The following is a 17812-nucleotide window of genomic DNA, read 5'->3' on the forward strand; positions in this document are numbered from 1 at the left end:
GTTCGCGGCCCGGGAGGGCCGACAGGTTCAGGCGGCGGACGGCTCAGGCGCTTGCGCGGGTACGGCGAGCCGTCCGGTGCGGGCGAGTGCGGCGACGGCCGCGGCGCAGCCGGCGCCGGTCGCGGTGAGGGTGAGCCACACCAGCCAGAGCGCGTCGCGGGCGTGGGCGTAGTCCCACAACGCGCCGCACGCCAGATTCCCCAGCGTGATGCCCAGGCCGGAGACGGTGTTGTAGAAGCCGTAGTGGGTGGCGACGAGTTCGTTGCCGGACAGGGTGACGACGGTGTCCATCTCGAAGGGGTAGACCACCGCACCCGCGGCGGCCAGTACGGCGACCGCGGCAACCAACGCCCCGAGCGCCGCCACGGACGACGAGGCGGGGGCCAGGACCAGGGGGAGGAAGGCGGTCCCCATCGCGGCGAGACCGGCGGTGAGGGCCTGGTGGGGGGTGAAGCGGCGCTTGGCCCAGCCGGTCAGCCGCAATTGGCCGGCCACCGCCACGCCGGCGGAGACGACGAACAGGCCGCTGGTGGCCTTGGTGCCGTCCGCGCCCAGGGCGGCCTCGGCGGCCAGCGGGAGCGCGAGGTAGACCTGGAAGGTCAGCACATAGGAGCCGATCATCGCCGCAGAGAACAGCAGAAACGGTCGGTTCGTCGCGACCCGGCGCCACTGCGCCCACACCCCCACCGCCGTCCGCGCGTCCCCGCGGCCTTCGACGGCGCCGTGCCGCTGCGGCAGGGCGCGGGCCTGCAGCACGCTCAAGGCCGCGAAGATCGCCGCCGCCACCGTGCACACCAGACGGAAGTCGGCGGCCAGCAGCGCCAGGCCGACCAGCGGACCGAGCAGCATTCCGGCCTGGTAGTAGACGTTGAACGTGGCGAACGCGTCCACCCGGCGCTCGCCCGCCTCGACGGCGAGGTAGGCGCGCACGGCCGGGTTGAACAGGGCACCGGCGAACCCGGTGGCGGCGGAGGCGGCGATCAGGGCGGGCAGCGAGTCGACCCAGCCCAGCAGGGCGAACCCGAGCGTGCGCAGCACGCACCCGGCAAGGATCGGAGCCTTGTATCCGAAGCGGTCGGCGATCGTGCCGCCGATGAGGAACATGCCCTGTTGGGAGAGGTTGCGCACCCCCAGCACCAGCCCGACCAACCACGCGGCCAGCCCCAACTCGCCCGAGAGATGAGCCGCCAGGTAGGGCATGAGCATGTAGAACGCCAGGTTGATGGCGAACTGGTTGGCCATCAGCAGCCGCACCGGTGCGGGAAAGGACCGCGTCTGGGAGATCAGGGACTTCACCGGGCCACCCCCGCCAGGCCGCGAACGCCCTCGTCCGCCGCGGGCGCGGGCGGCTCGACCGTGGTGCAGCGCGTCCAGCGCGAGACGGCCGCCTCGGCGGAGCGCGCGATCTCCTGCGGGTCCTCGGCCGGCACCTGGTCCAGCAGCCGGTGCCCGCGGCACCAGTCGTCGTCGAAGACGGTCCCGACGTAGCGGTGCGGACCGTCGGGGAAGACAGCCGCGATCCGTTCCTCGGCCGGCGATGTCCGCGCCACCCACCGGGCAACCAGCGCGACCGCCCCCACACTCCATCCACCGGTGGCGTACCGGGTCCGCGCCAGAGCGCGAGCCGCCCACACCGCCTCCGGTGCGGCCACCCAGTGCACCTCGTCGAACAGGTCGTACGCCACGTTGCCCGGGTGGATACTCGACCCCAGGCCCCGCATCAACCGCGTACCGGCCGGCTGCCCGAAGATCGTCGACGCACAGGTGTCCACCCCTACCACCCGCAGGGCCGGGAAGAAGGAACGCAGCACCCGGCCGATCCCCGCGGAGTGCCCGCCGGTGCCGACCGAGACCACCAGCGTGTCGATCCGGCCGAGCTGCGCGACCAGCTCACGGGCCAACGGTGCGTACGCGGCCACGTTGTCGGGATTGTGATACTGGTCCGGGCACCAGGCGTCCGGAAGGTCGGCCAGCAGTTGCGCCACCCGCTCGCGCCGCGCCTCCTGCCAGCCACCCACCGGGTGCGGCTCGCTGACGGTGTGGACTTCGGCGCCGTAAGCCCTCAGTAGTCCGGCGACCTGCGGCTCCATCCCCGGATCGGTGACCACCGACACCGGATGGCCGAAGGCCACACCTGCCAGCGCGAGGCCCAGCCCGAGGGTGCCCGAGGTCGACTCCACGATCCGCGCCCCGGGCAGCAGCTGCCCACGCTCACGCGCCGCACGCACCATGTACAGCGCGGTGCGGTCCTTGATCCCGCCGGGGTTGTGGCCCTCCAGCTTGGCCCAGAACCCACGGCCGGCGGCGGTGAACGGCTCACCCACCCACAACACCGGGGTGTCGCCCACCAGCGCAGCGGGTGTCGGAGCCGACCGCGCGGCGGCCAGCAACTGCGCCGGAGAGGACGGAACGGACTCGAGTACAGATGACTGACGATTCATCATGACGGCTCTCCCCGTCCCCGCGACAACGGCGACAGCCGGCCATACGGGAGCGGTGTACAGGTCGGGAAACAGACGGAACACGACCGGCGACCGCACCGGCCCCGCGGAGCGACTCCGCGAACAACCAGGACGGCAGGCCGCCTCAGATCCGCCACACCTGCAAGACCGCCCGTACGGTGCCCGAACCGGGCCCCGCCGTGCCCCCGCACGGAGGACCGCGCACCGGTGCCACCCGCTCACCCGGTCCACTCACCAGGACAGCCGACTGCGACAGCAGCTCGTGGCTCGACTCGGCCTGCCCCACCGCCGGCTCGTCCACCCCCGCACACCCCTGCACCCCACCGTGATGCCGCTCGCACACGCCCTCGCCGACGGTTACCTGAGCAGCACCATGCGCGGGATGCGAGATGCTGACCGCCTGCAGCGGCAAGGCATCCACCCGCCCGGCCCCGGACAGGGACGGACCATGGGCGCAGCCCACAAGGTGGAACACCACCGCAAGCGCCGTCCAGCACACCCAGGCCGGCGCCCATCGTCGGCGAGGCACTGCTGCGATCGGCACTAGCTCAGGGTAACCGCTCTGCTACATAAAGTTCTCGTCAGTGGGTCGGTCCAGGAACGGAGCGCCCGCCCGGTGCGTCGGGAGGCCGATCGGCGGGCTGCCGCCTCGGGGCCTCGGACGGGCGGGAGCGGTCGTCATGCCTGGCACCGCACCGTCACCGAACCGCCCCGCCTCGCTGAGCGACGGGGCGAGTGCAGGGTGGTCAGGCAGTCCAGAGCCGCGGACCAGGTCGAGCCCGCACAGGTGCCGCAGTACGTCACCTTCTTCGCGTGGGGAGTCGTCGCTGCACGGCAGAACTGGCTGGAGCGCTTCGACGCCCGGGTCGGACGCGTGTGGCTGGCCGTAGGAGCGACGGGCGTTGCCCTGCTGTTCCTGGTGGGCGCCGGCTCCAACCAGTTCGGACCAGGAGGTGCGGACGTCCCGTCCGCGTTGTGGGCGACCTACGAGAGTCTGCTGTGCGTGGCCCTGTGCGTCGGACTGCTCACGCTCTTTCGCGAACTTGCGCAGGGCGGCATGCCGTGGCCGAGGGAGATGGCGGCGAGTTCCTATGCCGTCTACATCATTCACCTACCGGTGGTGGTCGCCCTGCAGTACGGCCTGGCCGGCCGTGGCCTGTCCGCGGCCGGCTCATGTTTCGTCGTCTTTGCCTTCACGGTGCCGTCCGCATTTCTCCTGGCGGCAGGGCTTCGCCGGCTGCCGGGCGTGCGGCGGGTGCTGTAAAGCCCTTGCGTGTCAGCGACGCGCCTTGGCCCGGTCCAGTGCGGCCACACCGATTGCTGCGAGGGCGATCTGGATCAGCCACTCGACCCAGTCGACGCCGTCGGTGTCGGCAACGCCGAACGCTGCGGCGAGGGCCGAGCCGATGAGGGCGGCCACGATGCCGACCGCGATGGTCCACAGAATGCCGATGTGCTGCCGCCCGGGGATGACGAGGCGGCCCAGGACGCCGATGACGATGCCGATCAGGATGGCGCTGATGATGCCGGAAATCTCCATGTCTGACCCTCCATTGTCTTTATCCAGCGCTTATGTCGTGGGTACGAATGCCCCTTCGAAGCGTCGCCAGTCCTCGGTGTGTGAGAGTCGGGTGCGGGAGGTTCGGGAGGAGGGGGTGGGCGAGCCGGAACCGTCATACCGGCCACCGCGGCCGGAAGGCGTCCTTGCTGGTTGATCAGGTCTGCAAGAGACTTCTACAGCACTGTAGTTGGCGCCGTGCGGTCGGTGATGCGTCCGTCTCCGGGCTGCGCCCGTCCTGGAAGGGAGCGGACCCGGTGTTCGGTCTGAGCGAACTGGCTCTGGTACTTCTCGTCGTGATCGTCGTCCTCGGAGCCAAGAAGGGACCGGAGTTGATGCGCTCGGCGGGCAAGGCGGCGCGGATCCTCAAGAGCGAGAAGAAGGCGCTCAAGGAGGACGAACGGTGAGGCGCGCCGGGCAGGGCGGGAGCCTCGGTCCTGCTCTCGCCGAGCAGGACCGAGGCACTTCCGGCTAGACGTTGACGCCGAAGTCCGCGGCGATGCCCGCGAGACCCGAGGCGTAGCCCTGTCCGACCGCGCGGAACTTCCACTCGGCGCCGTGCCGGTACAGCTCGCCGAAGACCATCGCGGTCTCGGTCGAGGCGTCCTCGGACAGGTCGTAGCGGGCGAGTTCCTGGTCGTTCGCCTGGTTGACGACGCGGATGAAGGCGTTGCGGACCTGGCCGAAGCTCTGGCCGCGGTTCTCCGCGTCGTGGATGGAGACCGGGAAGACGATCCGGTCCACCTCGGCCGGGACCGAGGCGAGGTTCACCTTGACCGCCTCGTCGTCGCCCTCGCCCTCGCCGGTGAGGTTGTCGCCGGTGTGCTCGACCGAGCCGTCCGGGCTGGTGAGGTTGTTGTAGAAGACGAAGTGCCGGTCCGAGAGCACCTTGCCCGACGTGTCCAGGAGCAGCGCCGAGGCGTCGAGGTCGTAGTCGGTGCCGGTCGTGGTGCGCACGTCCCAGCCCAGACCGACCAGCACGGCGGTCAGGCCGGGCGCCTCCTTGCTGAGCGAGACGTTGCCGCCCTTGGCCAGGGAAACTCCCACTGCATTCTCCTTCTTGGCAGGTTGGCCGTGGTCCGCGACAGTGGCGGGAGCACGGGATGTCGAAGACGTGTAAGGCCCCTCGGGGGGTTGCCCGCTAGTCCCGGGAGTTGCCGAACAGCAGGCGGTAGCCGATCAGCAGAACCAGAGCGCCGACGATGGCGGACCCCCAGGTTGCCGCGTCGAAGAACTCCCGCTGGACCGGTCGGTCCAGGAATTCGGACGACAGCCAGCCGCCCAGGAAGGCGCCGGCGATGCCGATCACCGTCGTGCCGATGCAACCGCCCGGGTCCCGTCCGGGCAGGATCAACTTGGCGATCCCTCCGGCGAGGAGTCCCAGAATCAGCCAGGCGATGATGCTCATCTCTCCGGCGCTCCTTTCCACTGCGTCTTTTCGTAACGGGGCGGGCCCGGACACCTTATCTTCTACAGTTGTGTAGAGGATGTGGTTCCGGGTGGAGCGTCTATACGATGTCCGCCCGGGAAACGGGCGGCGGGCGGAAGGGAGACAGGACGTGGCGGACGGCCGACGTCCCCGACGGCGGGGGCAGGGCGAGCTGGAAGCGCTGGTGCTGTCGGCGCTGCGGGAGACCGGCGGGCCGGCGACGGCCGGCCGCGTGCACGAGCTTCTCGGGGAGGATCTTGCCTACACGACGGTCATCACGATCCTGACCCGGCTGCTGGACAAGGGGGTCGTCACGCGTGAGCGGGCGGGTCGCTCCTTCACCTGGCAGCCGGTCGCCGACCAGGCGGGTCTCGCGGCGCGCAGGATGCGGAAGGTCCTGGACGCTGAGAACGACAGGGAGGCGGTGCTGACCAGCTTCCTCACCGCGCTCGAGCCGGCCGACGAGCTGCTTCTGCGCGAGCTGCTGGCTCACCCCCGGAGCGAAGGGGGAGACTGACGCCTTATGGGTGTCTTCGTCTTCCTCCCACTGGTTCTGCCGCTGACGGCATGGCCGGTCGCCCGCCTTGCCGAACAGCATCTGCACCCGCGGACCACGACCAGGATGCTCACGGTGCTGGCCGTTGCGATGGCGCTGTGCAGCACGGTGTGCCTGGCGCTGGTCATGGTGGTCGGTACGGCGCAGCTGCCGGGCAATCCGCTGCCCGACGGGTGGTCCGATCCGCAGGTGCGTGCGGCGGTGCCGTTCGACGAGGTGGTCGGCAAGGCGGCGATTCCGGCGCTGGCCGCGGTGCTGCTGGCCTGCGGCCGGGTGCTGTGGAGGCACGGTCGGGTGCGTCGCCGCTCCCACCGCGCACTGGTCGGGCTGCCGGACACGGCGGTGGCCGTCCTGCCGGACGACGTCCCCTATGCGTATGCCCTCCCCGGTGGGCGGCGCGACCGTGTCGTGGTGACCACCGCCTTGCTGGCTTGTCTGGAGTCGGCGGAGCGACGGGCGCTGTTCGCCCACGAGCGGGCACACCTCGCCGGGCGCCATCATCGGTTCCTGCTGGCCGTGCAGCTCGCCTCGCGCGCCAATCCGTTCCTGCGGCCGCTGCGCACCACCGTGACGTACGCCGCGGAGCGGTGGGCCGACGAGGAGGCGGCGGCCACGGTGGGGAGCCGGCGGGTCGTGGCGCAGGCGATCGGGAAGGCCGCATTGGTGACACGAGGAGTTCCGGTGCCGACGCTGGCCGGCATGGCCGCACCGGGCCCGGTTCCGCGCAGGGTGGCCGCTCTGCTCGGCCCCGCTCCGGTGACGCGCAGTTGGTCGTCGGTGTCCAGCTCGGTCGGCTGGGCGGCGTGGGTCGCGGCGGCGGGAACCGCCGTGTCGGCGATGGCCTCAGCGAATTCCGCCGTGACCATGTACTTCATCCTGGACTCCGCTACACCCCTCTGACCGGCGCGCTCCGACGCCATGGCGCTTTCACGATCGACAAGATCGATCTGCCAGGCATTCCCTCCAAGTTCTACATGTATGTAGAGTTCGGCTGTTCGGCTGTTCGGCGGACGGGCGTCGGGTGCCCGGGCAGGGGACGGGGCCGTAGGACTGGGCGGAGGAGCGGACGTCAGTGAGTGGTAACGGAAGGCGGCGTGCGCCGTCGGGCAGGCCGCCCAGGCTGACCAGGCGGGGCAAGATCCTGCTGTGGTGCGCCGGGGTGTGCTCCGTGCTCGTCCTGGGCGTCGCCGGGGTCGGTGCCTGGGTCTACAACGACCTGGACGACAACATCCACGCCGCCGACGTCGACAACAAACTCGGTGGGGAACGGCCCGAGAACCTCAGTCCCGGTTCGAAGAACATCCTGGTGGTGGGCTCGGACAGTCGGGACGGCGACAATGCCGAATACGGTAAGGGCCTGACCACCATGCAGTCCGACACGCTGATGGTGCTGCACATTCCCGCGAACCGTGAGTGGGCCACAGTCGTGTCGTTCCCGCGCGACTCCTGGGTGGAGATATCCGCCTGCGACAAGGGGGACGGCGCGACGTCCACGCCCCACCACGCCAAGATCAATGAGGCGTTCGCGATCGGCGGCACCGGCGGCGAGGTGGCCGGGGCAGCCGCCTGCACCATCAAGACGGTGGAGGCCAACACCGGCCTTCGCATCGACCACTTCATGTCCGTCGACTTCCAGGGCTTCAAAGGCATGGTCAACGCCCTCGACGGCATAGAGGTCTGTCCCGAGGAGGCCATCCATGATAAGAAGGCCCACCTGGACCTGGAGGCCGGCTGCCAGACCGTCAGGGACGAGGAGGCGCTCGGCTACGTGCGCGCCCGGTACAGCGTCGGTGACGGTTCGGATGTCGGCCGTATCGGCAGGCAGCAGGAGTTCATGGAGGCACTGGCCGCCAAGGCCCAGTCCAGGCTGACCAGCCCCAGTGCCCTCTACAGCTTCCTGCAGTCGGCCACCAAGTCGCTGACCACGGACAAGGACTTGGCCGGCATCAAACCGCTCTCCGGTCTCGCGTCCGAGCTCAAGGGCATCCCGAGCGACCGCCTCACCTTCCTCACCGTGCCGAACTACCCGCGCGAGGCCGACCTGGCCAGTGACAAGGCCAACGTCGTGTGGCAGTACCCGCAGGCCGCCGAGGTGTTCACCGCGCTGGCCAAGGACCAGGAGATCGACAAAGAGCAGGTGGAGGCGGACGCGAAGGACCCGCTCTATGCCTCTGCCGTCCGAGTGCGGGTCCTCAACGGCACCGGGGTGCCCGGACGGGCCGCCGCCGTCGCCGAGAAGCTGCGCGAGGCGGGCTTCACCGTCGTCGGCACGGGCAATGCGCCAAAGAGTGGCAGCACCACGGTGAAACACCCGCCGGGCCTGGAACGGCAGGCAGGAGTACTCGCGTCCAGAGCGAGCGGGGTACGGGCCGAACAGGACGCAGAGGCCGCCTCGGGCATGGTGACCCTCGTGGTCGGAACCGACCTCGACCCCGCACGCATTCGATGAGCATGCAGGCGGGCCCAGGCGGATCCGCGCGGTGACCGGGGCATCTGCGCTGATCCGGGCTGCCGGCGACGGCGGGACCACGGGGTCGGGACGACGCCTCACTGGACCGCCCCGACGCCGGCACTCCCTTACAGGTCAGAGGTCGAACTCGTGTGGCGGCAGGTCCAGGGCGAAGCACGCCTCGCGGACGATCGCCTGCTCGTCCTTGTCGAAGTCGCCGTCTGCTCCGCCGATCACGATGCCGATCTGCACCACGGCACGTGCCTCGGCGGGCTTCTTCTTCGCCTTGGCGATCTCCTGGAGAACCGTGACCTTGCCGAGGGCGAAGTCGGCGGTGAGCTTGTTGAGGTTGTCCTCGAAACGACGGTGCAGGTCGTCGGCGGGGAAGTTCTGCAGCACCTCGTTCGTGGAGATCAGCTGAGCGACGCGCTGCCGCTCCGAGGGGTCGACGGTGCCGTCGGCCGCGGCGACCAGCGCGCACATCGCCATGCTCGCGTCGCGGAAGGCGCCGCTCTTGAGGTCGTTCTTCTTCGCCACGAGCTGCGTCTGCATCTGCGACGCGGACTCCTTGAAGCGGTCCCACAGGGCCATGACTACTCCAAACGGGTCAAAAGTGTGCCCCGGCCGTAGCGGCTGGGGCAGCCGGGTGCTTCTACAGGCACGTAGAGACTACTGAGAAGGGCCGCGGCTTGGGGCCCTGTCTCTCGGGCGGGCGCAGGCGCTCAGCCCTCGTCCTCTTCCTCGTCGTCGCCCTCGAAGAAGTCGCCGACCTCGTCGACGACTTCCGCGGCGACCATGCCGCCGACCACGCCGACCGCGAGTCCGGCCGCTCCGGCCGCGATCGCGGTGCCCACGCCGGGGCCTGAGCGGTGGCCGTCGTGGTGGTCACCACCGTGGCTGTGGTGGTCGTGGTGTCCGTGGTCTGTGTACGGGGCGCCATGTCCGTACGCGGCCTGGGTCCCGTACGTCCCGTGGTGCTCGACAAGCTGCCGGACCCAGCCCTCCACCTCGGCCGCCCAGTCGCGGACGTCGTGGTGGCCGACGGAGAAACGGGTGACGGCGTCATGGCCGGAGGAGAAGAGCCCGCCGCGCTTGTCCGCCTCCAGGACCACTTCGAGCCCGCCGGGACCGGCCAGGAAGGTCAGCTCGATCTCGTTGAGCCGGTCGGCGTACTGGGGAGCGGGGACGAGTTCGATCTCCTGGTAGAAGGGCAGCTGCTGACCCGTCCCTGCGATGTGCCCGTACTCCAGGTCGGCCGACTTGAAGCCGAAACCGAGCTGCCCGAAGGCTTCCAGGACGGCCTCCTGGACCGGCAGGGCCGTGACGGTGAGCTGGTCCAGGTCGCCCTTGTCCTTGGCGCCCGCGACCGCCACCTCGGTGCGTACGCCGAGCACGATGCCCAGCGGCTGTCCGTACAGCTCGGTGATCGGCGTCTCCCACGGGAGCGTGACCTGGAAGGGCAGGCGGCGCGGTTCCTCCGTCCCCAGCCGGAAGCCGCCGCCGACGGTGAACCGGTCGAAGACGACGACGCCCTCGCTCTCCCCGTCCTCGTGCTCCGCCTCCACCCGGGCCACGAGCTCGAGTGTGATGTGCTCGATGTCGAAGTCGGCCTGCCCGCCCTTGAGGTGGACCTGGCCGGTGAGCGTGGCGCCGGGCAGGACGGGAGCCGGGTCGAGAACCGTGTCGACCGTGGGGGCGCCCACGCCGAGCGAGCCGAGAAGTCGCTTGAACACCATGGTGGCGTCCACTCCTTATGCGTACGTGTGTTCCATGAGGTGGTGCCGTCCGGCCGGGAAGGTGTGAACGGACGGCACCGAGCCCGCCTGTCGGGGTGGGGCTACTTGGCGGCTTCGAGAGCGGCGAGTGCCTGGGCCCAGCGGACGTACTTCAACTCGGCCAGGTCCGCCACCGTCTTGACTCCGAACGCCTCGTCGAGCAGTTCGCCGTCACGGTCCGAGACGCCCTTCAGCGCCGCGACCGGGGCGGCGAGTATCTCCGGCAGGCTCTTGTCCGCCCACGCCTTGTCCAGCACCTTGTCCAGATCGATCGAAGCCATGTGTCTTCTCCGTGGGTGTGCGGCCAGGGTCGCCCCGGGCCTGTTTCTACAAATGAGTAGAAGCATAGAGTTGACCCGAAGGGCGAGGAGCGCGCTCCGGCCGGTCGCGTCCGGAAAGGCCGAAAGACGCTCCTGACCTGGCCAGAGAGGCACTCCCGAGGGGGCCGCGCCTCCGGTGACGTGCCGGTACGGAGTAGGCAGAGGTCCCTCGACGCGGGGCCGGGGCGTGACGGTGCCGGGAACCGGTTTCAGCCAGAACCGTTCCTCTGTCTGCATGTCCAGTGAGGGAGTCAGGGCTTGTCCGCCAGATCGACGGACCCTTCGGGCCACAGTCCTCGACCATTCCGCCCGGTGATCCCTGAGTACGGCACGCGGCGGGGTGGTGCGGTATGAGCGCCGTGGAAGCCTGGCTGGGGGTGCTGGCCGTCTTCGTGCTGACCGCGGGAACCGGGTACTTCGTCGCCCAGGAGTTCGGCTACGTCTCGGCCGACCGGCTCGCCCTCGCCCGTGAAGCCGAAGAGGGAGACCAACAGGCCGCCCGCGCCCTGAAGGTGCTGGAGCGGCTGTCGTTCATGCTCTCGGGCGCCCAGCTCGGCATCACGGTGACAGGTCTGGTGGTCGGCTTCATCGCCGAGCCGTCCGTCTCCGCGCTGCTGCGGCCCGTGCTGTCCGGCGTCGGCATCCCCGACGGCGCCGTCTCCGGCATCTCCGTCGTCCTCGCCTTCGTCCTCGCCACGGTCGTGCAGACGGTGCTGGGGGAGCTGGCCCCGAAGAACCTCGCCATCGCCGTCCCGGAACGGCTCGCGAAGTCGCTCGCGGGCTCGACGCTCGCCTATCTGAAGGTCGTCGGCCCGGTCGTCCGGATCTTCGACGGCGCCGCGAACAAGCTGCTGCGCAAGGTCGGTATCGAACCGGTCGAGGAACTGCACCACGGCGCCACCCTGGAGGAGCTGGGCCACCTGATCGGCGAGTCCCACGAACAGGGCGAGCTGCCACGCGGGACGGCCCGGCTGCTCGACCACGCCCTGGAGTTCTCCGAGCGGACGCTGCACCAGGTGATGGTGCCGCGGGCCGACGCGGTCTTCGTCCGCAAGGACGCCACGGCCGCTGAGGCCGTCACCCTCATCGCCGAGCACGGCCACTCCAACTACCCCGTACTCGGCGACCATCCGGACGACGTCGCGGGCGTACTGGGGGTGCGGGAGCTGATGGGGCTGCCCGCCGGGCAGGCCGCCGCCGTCACGGCCGGGGCGGCGGCCCGGCGGCCCCTGCTGCTGCCCGACACCTTGCCGCTGCCGGATGCAGTGGAGCGGATGCGCGAGGACGGCGACGAGTTCGCCGTCGTCCTGGACGAGCACGGAGGTGTGGCCGGCGTCGTCACCTACGAGGACATCGCCGAGGAACTGGTGGATGACCTCGCCGACGAGTCGGACACCGTCACCGCGGTGGCCGTCGCGGAAGGCGAGGGCTGGCTGGTGGACGCCGGGCGCCGGCTGGACGAGGTGGCCGAGGCCGCCGGCGTCGAGCTGCCCGAGGAGGACGACTACGAAACCGCGACTGAGCGCGGCAGTCGCGGTCGCATATGGCTGCCGGGCCCTCGCCTCGGCTCGTGGGCGCGGTCGGCATCCGATGATCCGAAGAACGCGGCACCTGCGTGTGTCAATCCGGTACATGGACTACTCTTGGTACATGTCCATGAAGCGCACGAACGTCTACGCCGACCCCGAGGACCTGGCGATCATCAAGGAGGCCGCGAAGCGTCGGGGGATCAGCGAGGCCGAGATCATCCGCCAGGGCATCCACCTCGCGGCCATGGCGAACAGGGTCTGGGACGAGCCGCTGTTCTCGCGCACCTTCGAGGGGACGGGCCGCACGCCCTCCAAGGCGGAGGTCCGTGATGCGGTCGCCGACGCCGTCCGCCGTGAGACCGACTCGAGTTCCGGAACCGCCGCGTGATCATTGTCATCGCCGACACGTCCGGCCTTCTTGCGGCCCTGGACTCGGCTCACCCGGAACACCGGGCGGCGAACGAGGCGATCATGGCGGCCGGCCTCCTGGTCATGTCCCCCTTGCTGCTGGCCGAACTGGACCACGTCGCCACGCGCGAGCTCGGCAGGACGGCTGCCCTCGGCGCGGTCGACGACCTCCGGCGCTGGATGAGCCGGGGGCGCGTCGTCATGCCGGAGATCACGGAGGGCCACCTGGGCGCCGCCCAGTCCGTCCGTGTCCGCTACCGTGCTCTGGACCTCGACCTCGCCGACGCGGTCAACGTGGCGCTCGCCGCCGACTACGACACGGACGCGATCCTCACCCTCGACCGACGTGACTTCCGGGCCGTACGCCCCTTGGGCCACCACAAGGTGTTTCGGGTACTCCCCGACGATCTCCCGCTCTGATACGACGAGAGCCGCACTCGCGCTCGTCGCTCGGGAAGTGACGGTGCTCGGGCAACTCGTGCGGCTCTGATACCACGGATGTTGTGCAGCAGGGTGGGAACGGTGGTCACACAGAACACACCTCCCGGACATCACGACTGACCAGTGTGCGCAGTGTGGGCCATAGGCTGACCGGAAGGTCGCGACTGAGGAACCGGACCAGATCGTCTTGCGCTCCCTCGGTCAGGACGATCCGGTAGTAGTTCATCCACAGCCGTGGCTGATCGAGATCGAACGTGGTCAGCCCCGACCGCGCGGCCAGATGCAGCGGCAAGGTCACTGTGCTGTGCTGAGGGCCGGCGAGCTCGGAAAGGGCGGCAGACGCGCGCCGAGCGTCGATCGTCCAGGAAGAGCCTGCGGTGGGGCTTCTTGATCCGCAGACCGGCGCAAGCCCCTCTCAGGTAGACCGTTAACAAGCGATGCTCTTCATCTCTTGGTGATCGGGTAGCAAAAGAGGGCGACGGCAGGGCAAAATAGCTGCTCATCTCCTTGATGGTCCTTGAATGCCTGAAGCGCGACCCATGTGTCTTGCTTGCTTGTCGATGTGCGCACCGTCGGTGCGCTGATTGACGCTCCCGCTGTCGCCTCTCTACCGTTCCCTCATCGGGAGCAACCAGGGCGGTGTACGGGGGTTTCATGGACGGTACGGATCTCAGCGACGATCGCCTGCTGTCGAGGGCCGAACTCGCGGAACTGGCCGGGGTGATGCGGCCGGCGGTCACCAACTGGCAACGTCGGTACGAGGATTATCCGGAGCCGGTCAGGACGGGGGAAACGGAACTATTCAGCCTACGGGCGGTCCTCCGCTGGCTCGACTCCCGTCGGATCCCGTCACGTGCGCGTGCGTCCGACGAGCCGGCAGGGTTCACCTATGCCGACCGTATGCGGCGGAACCTCGTCGCGTCGGACGATGCCCGCCAGGGAGCGGCCACGCTGGGTGGTGAGGCAACAGGCAGCGGTCCGTTGAGCGACGAAGAAGAGCGTGCGCGGCAACTTGCGCAATTGCTGGGACCGATGGCAGACGCCGTGCGTGGCGGCGCATCGATGACGGACTACCTTGCCTTGCTCCTCTCCCTGGTCTTTCTTCAGGTGAGCGGAAACCCGCGCTCGGTGTCGCTCCCGCGTACGGTGCGGTCTCGATCCAGGGCTGCCACGGCGGCGTTGTTGCAGGAGATCGGGGAGGCAGCCGACGAGGCGCTGCGCCTGCGCGGTGTGCCGCCGGGCATGCGGACAGCCATCGTCAGGCTGGAACCTCGGGAGTACGGGGATGTTGTCGAGGTGATCCGCCTGACTGACGGCTTGGGGATCGACGAGTTCCGACAACTGGTGGATCAATTCGGCTCCCGAGCCGCGCTTCCCAGCGGAGAGTTCTTCACCCCGCGTGCCGTGGTGCGGCTGATGCGGGACGCCGCCCTGGGGGACGAGGACTCCGCGCGACGCGTTTACGACCCGTATGCGCGCGCAGGCGAGATGCTTGACGGAGTCGCTGAACGCCTCGGTGGTGTCGTGCCTCTGACTCTGCGTGGTGAGAGTCCGCAGCGCGGCACACTTCGGCTCGCCGGAATGAACCTCGCGCTGCACGGTATTCCGGTCGAACTGGAAGCCGGCACTGCGGCCCCATGGAACGAACGTGCCTGGCCGAAGGGCCACCGGGTCGACCTAATTCTGACCAATCCGCCTTTCAACGCTCACGGGGCCGTGCCGAAGCCGCGTGAGGGCATCGACTGGCCGTACGGACCGCCTCCCCCCAGTAGTCCTGCCTTCGCCTGGCTCCAGCACGTCCTGGTGTCGCTCAAGGACGAGGGCCGTGCGGGTGTGGTGATGCCGGTCAGCGCGGGCACCTCCACAGACGCCCGGGAGCGGGAGATCCGGAGCAGGCTGGTGGAGGATGGCGCCGTCGAATGCATTGTCGCCTTGCCGCCTCAGCTCTTTTCCGGGGCTCAGGTGTCCGTCTGCTTGTGGTTCTTGCGGAGATCCGCGGCGGTGCGCGAGGAGATCCTGTTCGTGGACGCCCGGGACCTGGGTGACAAGGCGACTCGCGGACCCCGTGTCCTCTCCGACGAACACGTCGGGGCTGTCACGAGAACCGTTCAGGCATGGCGACGAGGGACCGGATTCCGCCTCGGTCGGCAGAGCGCGGGCCATCTTGCGGTCGCTGCTCCGCTGGAGGCGGTGCGGGCTGCCGGTTACTCGCTCAGTCCCGCCGACTATGCGGACAGATGGATGTCCACGGCGTCACCGGCTGAGGCGGCTACCGAGGCAGCAGCCACGGAGCGGGTGCTCGACGAGGCGAGGCGTCGAACGAAAGCCGTGGACGGCACGGTCGATGCGCTCTCGTACGGCCCCTTGCCGTCAGCCACCGTGCTCTCGTACGACGGGCTACCTCAGGACTGGCGTCGGGTTCCGCTGGGAGAACTGGTCGACATCATGGCTGGTCCGTCCTACACACGTCTGCCGGCCGAGGTTCGCTCCGCGGCAGGCGATCTCCGTGTCGTGATGCCCAAGCACCTGCGTGAGGGTCGTATCGACGATCGTGACATGGAGAAAGTAAGCGTGGATGTCGCCCGCGCACTGGCAAGGTTCCGTCTCAGGTCCGGAGACATCCTGTGCGTGCGTTCCGGTGCCCAGATGCCCCCTGCCTTGGTCGAGAAGGCGCAGGACGGCTGGCTGTTCAGCACCAACCTGCTGCGGCTGCGTGCCCTGGAGACGGATGGGGCGCCACTTGTCCTTCCCGGTTACCTACTCGCCTACTTGACTCTGCCGGAGACGGCGCACTGGCTCAAGGAGTACGCCCGCGGCACCGCCGTTCCTTCCCTCAGCGCCGCCACACTGGCACTTCTGCCCGTACCGCTGCCGCCCCTTGCCCATCAGCGGCGAATCAGTGCCGTGCTGGATGCCGTGGACGCGCAGATCACCGCGCACCGCGAACTCATCCAGGCCGCGACTCAGCACCGCAGCACACTCGCCGCGCATCTACTGACCGGCGTCCTGGTCCCCGAATGACGCACTCCTCTGCTTTCAGTCCGTCCGCGAAGGAAGACTTCTGTGAATGCTCCGCCGTCCGAGTCACGATCCGGAACGAGGTACCTGTGGCTGCTCGTGGCAGCGCTGTTCTCGCTCGTGGTGGCTCTTGTCGCTGGGATCCTGAAGACCAGCACCGGAGCCGCATTCGCTGAGGCAGTCCTTTACGGCGGCACTGCTTTTGCCACGTCGATGGGCCTCTGCGTGCTTGTCCTGTCTGCAGTCGGCCAACTCTGAACGAGCTGACACGCTTTTCGGAACATCCTGCTGCGGCCGCGCGCGTTCACCTCTGCTGGGAAGCACAGCGTGCGCGGGCCACAGCTCAACCGTCGCACAGAGTGTACAAACGGGGCGATTCCCTGGTCGGTCCAGACAACAAAGAAGGCCCGGGTCTCTGACCTGGGCCTACTTCATGGAGCGGGTGACGAGAATCGAACTCGCGCTCTCAGCTTGGGAAGCTGCGATCATTCGCGGCTGACTCGGCCGCTGACCTGCGCGAACGGTATGGCTGCCGCCTCGTCGGCCTCGGCTGCTTTCACCGTGGTTCCCCGCTGTTTCCCGCTCCGTCTGGTGCGCTTGTGGTGCGCGGCTGGCGACTGATCGGAATCTCGTAGACGATCTCGCAGAGTGCGGCGGGCACGACGATATCCGCGGTCTCCACGGGCCGCCCCTGGTCGCTGTAGTACGTCCGACGGATGTGCGTGACGAGCGCGCCCTTCTGAACGCCCAGGAGTGAGGCCTCCTCGGCGGTCGCCTGCCTCGGTTCCGGCTGCTCCACGGCGTGGGTGACGGTGATGCCGATCTCCGCCATGCGGTTCACGACCCCTGCCCCGGCGTGCGGCCCGCCCTCGGGGAGGACGACGAGTGTGCCGGCGGTGAGGTCGTACGGCTCCCAGCTCGTCGACAGCTGCACGGGCCTGCCGTCGGCGAGGAACTCGTACGCGGTCCGCACGCACGGCTCGCCTTCGGCGATACCGAGACGCGTGGCGATCTCCGCCGGTGCCGGGACCTTGGCCTCGGTCCGGCTCTCCCAGTCGCCCTGCCTGCCCACGGCCTTCATGTCCGCCCGGAACGGGGAGCCGCTGGGCTGCTCGCGCGCCGATGACCGGACCACCCGTACGCGCTGCCGTGGCTCGGCGACGTAGGTGCCGGAACCGGCGCGGCCTTCCAGCACGCCTTGGGAGATCAGCAACTCCTGCGCCCGGCGCACCACGTTGTCGCCCACGCCGTACTCCTGGCCGATCTGGGCGCGGGAGGGGAGCCGGTCCCCCGGTTCCCACTCGTGCTCCGCGATCCGCCGCCGTAGCTCGTCGGCGATGCGGAGATAGGGCGGTTGCTCAGACATATGGAAAATCTAGTCCACTAGCTCTAATCTAGTTAACTAGCTTTACTCAAAGTGATCGCCGCTAACCGGAGGGCTGCCCTGTGCCTGCTTCCAAGGTGCGCGCGGAGGCCATCGCGGCCCGGTTATCGGCCGTCGGGCTCGCAACGCGCGTGGAGGAGCGTGACGACTGCACGGCCATTGAGGCGGAGGTGCCGGAACCACTCTCCGCCGAGTCATGGCGGGAGGTCCTGGAAGCGGTGGCTGATGCCGACCGCTTCGGCCTGCTCGCCACCAGTTCGAACGACCGCACCCTCTGGGCGGTCGTACGCAAACGGTCCCCACGACGGGCGATGTCGGGGGACCGGGTCATCAGCGATAGGGGCTGAACACCGTGCTCAATCGTATCCGCCGTACCGCCTCGCACCTCAGAAGCTGTTGTCTTTTCGATCTTGAGAGATGCGCGTCGAACGGGAGTCCCGATCGAGTGGTCGCGGGGCTCTGGGCGCATACGAACAGGGCCTC

The 17812-nt window shown here is 69.1% G+C and carries 18 protein-coding genes and 2 pseudogenes; 10 read left to right on the forward strand and 10 right to left on the reverse strand.

Annotated features, from left to right (window positions below):
* Positions 1-27: 27 nt before the first annotated feature.
* Complete coding sequence (locus tag AB0P07_RS35170) at positions 28-1296, reverse strand: MFS transporter (RefSeq protein WP_365558109.1); 1269 nt, start codon at positions 1294-1296, stop codon at positions 28-30.
* Entirely contained in the window at positions 1293-2444 is a 1152-nt protein-coding gene (locus AB0P07_RS35175; protein WP_365558112.1) for a PLP-dependent cysteine synthase family protein, read from the reverse strand. Before AB0P07_RS35175 ends, AB0P07_RS35170 begins: the two co-directional genes overlap by 4 nt.
* Before the next feature lie 760 nt (positions 2445-3204).
* Between AB0P07_RS35175 and AB0P07_RS35180 the strand changes: the two genes are divergently transcribed.
* A complete protein-coding gene (locus AB0P07_RS35180) occupies positions 3205-3726 on the forward strand; it encodes an acyltransferase family protein (protein WP_365558113.1) in 522 nt (173 codons plus the stop codon).
* Between the two features lie 12 nt (positions 3727-3738).
* Here the strand turns inward: AB0P07_RS35180 and AB0P07_RS35185 are convergent, their stop codons facing one another.
* Positions 3739-4002, reverse strand: a complete 264-nt coding sequence (locus AB0P07_RS35185) for a GlsB/YeaQ/YmgE family stress response membrane protein (RefSeq protein ID WP_365558116.1) — start codon at positions 4000-4002, stop codon at positions 3739-3741.
* A 275-nt stretch (positions 4003-4277) separates the two neighbouring features.
* Between AB0P07_RS35185 and AB0P07_RS35190 the strand changes: the two genes are divergently transcribed.
* Positions 4278-4427, forward strand: a complete 150-nt coding sequence (locus tag AB0P07_RS35190) for a twin-arginine translocase TatA/TatE family subunit (RefSeq protein WP_365558117.1) — start codon at positions 4278-4280, stop codon at positions 4425-4427.
* A 64-nt stretch (positions 4428-4491) separates the two neighbouring features.
* Here the strand turns inward: AB0P07_RS35190 and AB0P07_RS35195 are convergent, their stop codons facing one another.
* Positions 4492-5067, reverse strand: a complete 576-nt coding sequence (locus tag AB0P07_RS35195) for a TerD family protein (RefSeq protein ID WP_365558120.1) — start codon at positions 5065-5067, stop codon at positions 4492-4494.
* Between the two features lie 94 nt (positions 5068-5161).
* Complete coding sequence (locus AB0P07_RS35200; protein ID WP_365558122.1) at positions 5162-5428, reverse strand: GlsB/YeaQ/YmgE family stress response membrane protein; 267 nt, start codon at positions 5426-5428, stop codon at positions 5162-5164.
* Positions 5429-5579: 151 nt separating this feature from the next.
* On the opposite strand from AB0P07_RS35200, the gene AB0P07_RS35205 reads away from it, so the two are divergent.
* From AB0P07_RS35205 to AB0P07_RS35215, 3 genes are all read left to right on the forward strand, one after another.
* On the forward strand, positions 5580-5966 hold the full coding sequence (locus AB0P07_RS35205; RefSeq protein WP_365558124.1) for a BlaI/MecI/CopY family transcriptional regulator: 387 nt from the start codon (positions 5580-5582) through the stop codon (positions 5964-5966).
* Between the two features lie 6 nt (positions 5967-5972).
* Positions 5973-6905, forward strand: coding sequence for a M56 family metallopeptidase (locus tag AB0P07_RS35210; protein WP_365558125.1), 933 nt, complete (start codon positions 5973-5975; stop codon positions 6903-6905).
* A gap of 259 nt (positions 6906-7164) precedes the next feature.
* Positions 7165-8454, forward strand: coding sequence for an LCP family protein (locus tag AB0P07_RS35215; RefSeq protein ID WP_365558145.1), 1290 nt, complete (start codon positions 7165-7167; stop codon positions 8452-8454).
* 135 nt (positions 8455-8589) lie between these two features.
* On the opposite strand, the gene AB0P07_RS35220 is transcribed toward AB0P07_RS35215, so the two are convergent.
* From AB0P07_RS35220 to AB0P07_RS35230, 3 genes are all read right to left on the reverse strand, one after another.
* Positions 8590-9045 (reverse strand): tellurite resistance TerB family protein, encoded by a 456-nt coding sequence (locus tag AB0P07_RS35220; protein ID WP_365558128.1) that lies wholly within the window; start codon positions 9043-9045, stop codon positions 8590-8592.
* 131 nt (positions 9046-9176) lie between these two features.
* The gene (locus tag AB0P07_RS35225; RefSeq protein WP_365558130.1) at positions 9177-10190 is read right to left on the reverse strand and encodes a sporulation protein; all 1014 of its coding nucleotides are present in this window, start codon (positions 10188-10190) and stop codon (positions 9177-9179) included.
* A 101-nt stretch (positions 10191-10291) separates the two neighbouring features.
* Positions 10292-10510 carry a hypothetical protein gene (locus AB0P07_RS35230; RefSeq protein WP_225638965.1) on the reverse strand — a complete coding sequence of 73 codons (219 nt, stop codon included), beginning with the start codon at positions 10508-10510 and terminating at the stop codon, positions 10292-10294.
* Between the two features lie 389 nt (positions 10511-10899).
* Between AB0P07_RS35230 and AB0P07_RS35235 the strand changes: the two are divergent.
* The 3 genes and pseudogenes from AB0P07_RS35235 to AB0P07_RS35245 form a co-directional block, all read left to right on the forward strand.
* Positions 10900-12063 (forward strand): annotated as a pseudogene (locus AB0P07_RS35235) (hemolysin family protein); the annotation flags it as partial.
* A 136-nt stretch (positions 12064-12199) separates the two neighbouring features.
* Positions 12200-12466 (forward strand): CopG family transcriptional regulator, encoded by a 267-nt coding sequence (locus AB0P07_RS35240; RefSeq protein ID WP_161381915.1) that lies wholly within the window; start codon positions 12200-12202, stop codon positions 12464-12466.
* Entirely contained in the window at positions 12463-12906 is a 444-nt protein-coding gene (locus AB0P07_RS35245; RefSeq protein ID WP_365558133.1) for a PIN domain-containing protein, read from the forward strand. Before AB0P07_RS35240 ends, AB0P07_RS35245 begins: the two co-directional genes overlap by 4 nt.
* A gap of 106 nt (positions 12907-13012) precedes the next feature.
* Here AB0P07_RS35245 and AB0P07_RS35250 read toward each other — a convergent pair whose 3' ends face one another.
* Positions 13013-13285: a transcriptional regulator gene (locus AB0P07_RS35250; RefSeq protein ID WP_365558146.1), complete on the reverse strand. Its 273-nt coding sequence runs from the start codon at positions 13283-13285 to the stop codon at positions 13013-13015.
* Between the two features lie 296 nt (positions 13286-13581).
* Here AB0P07_RS35250 and AB0P07_RS35255 point away from each other — a divergent pair, with 296 nt between their 5' ends.
* Positions 13582-15948 carry an N-6 DNA methylase gene (locus AB0P07_RS35255; protein WP_365558135.1) on the forward strand — a complete coding sequence of 789 codons (2367 nt, stop codon included), beginning with the start codon at positions 13582-13584 and terminating at the stop codon, positions 15946-15948.
* A gap of 553 nt (positions 15949-16501) precedes the next feature.
* Here AB0P07_RS35255 and AB0P07_RS35260 read toward each other — a convergent pair.
* Positions 16502-17311, reverse strand: coding sequence for a GntR family transcriptional regulator (locus AB0P07_RS35260; RefSeq protein ID WP_365558138.1), 810 nt, complete (start codon positions 17309-17311; stop codon positions 16502-16504).
* Between the two features lie 80 nt (positions 17312-17391).
* Between AB0P07_RS35260 and AB0P07_RS35265 the strand changes: the two are divergent.
* A pseudogene (locus AB0P07_RS35265) lies at positions 17392-17669 on the forward strand (hypothetical protein).
* Positions 17670-17812: the final 143 nt, after the last annotated feature.

Source organism: Streptomyces sp. NPDC085944 (genome assembly GCF_040686295.1).
In the GTDB taxonomy this organism is placed as follows: Bacteria; Actinomycetota; Actinomycetes; order Streptomycetales; family Streptomycetaceae; genus Streptomyces; species Streptomyces salinarius.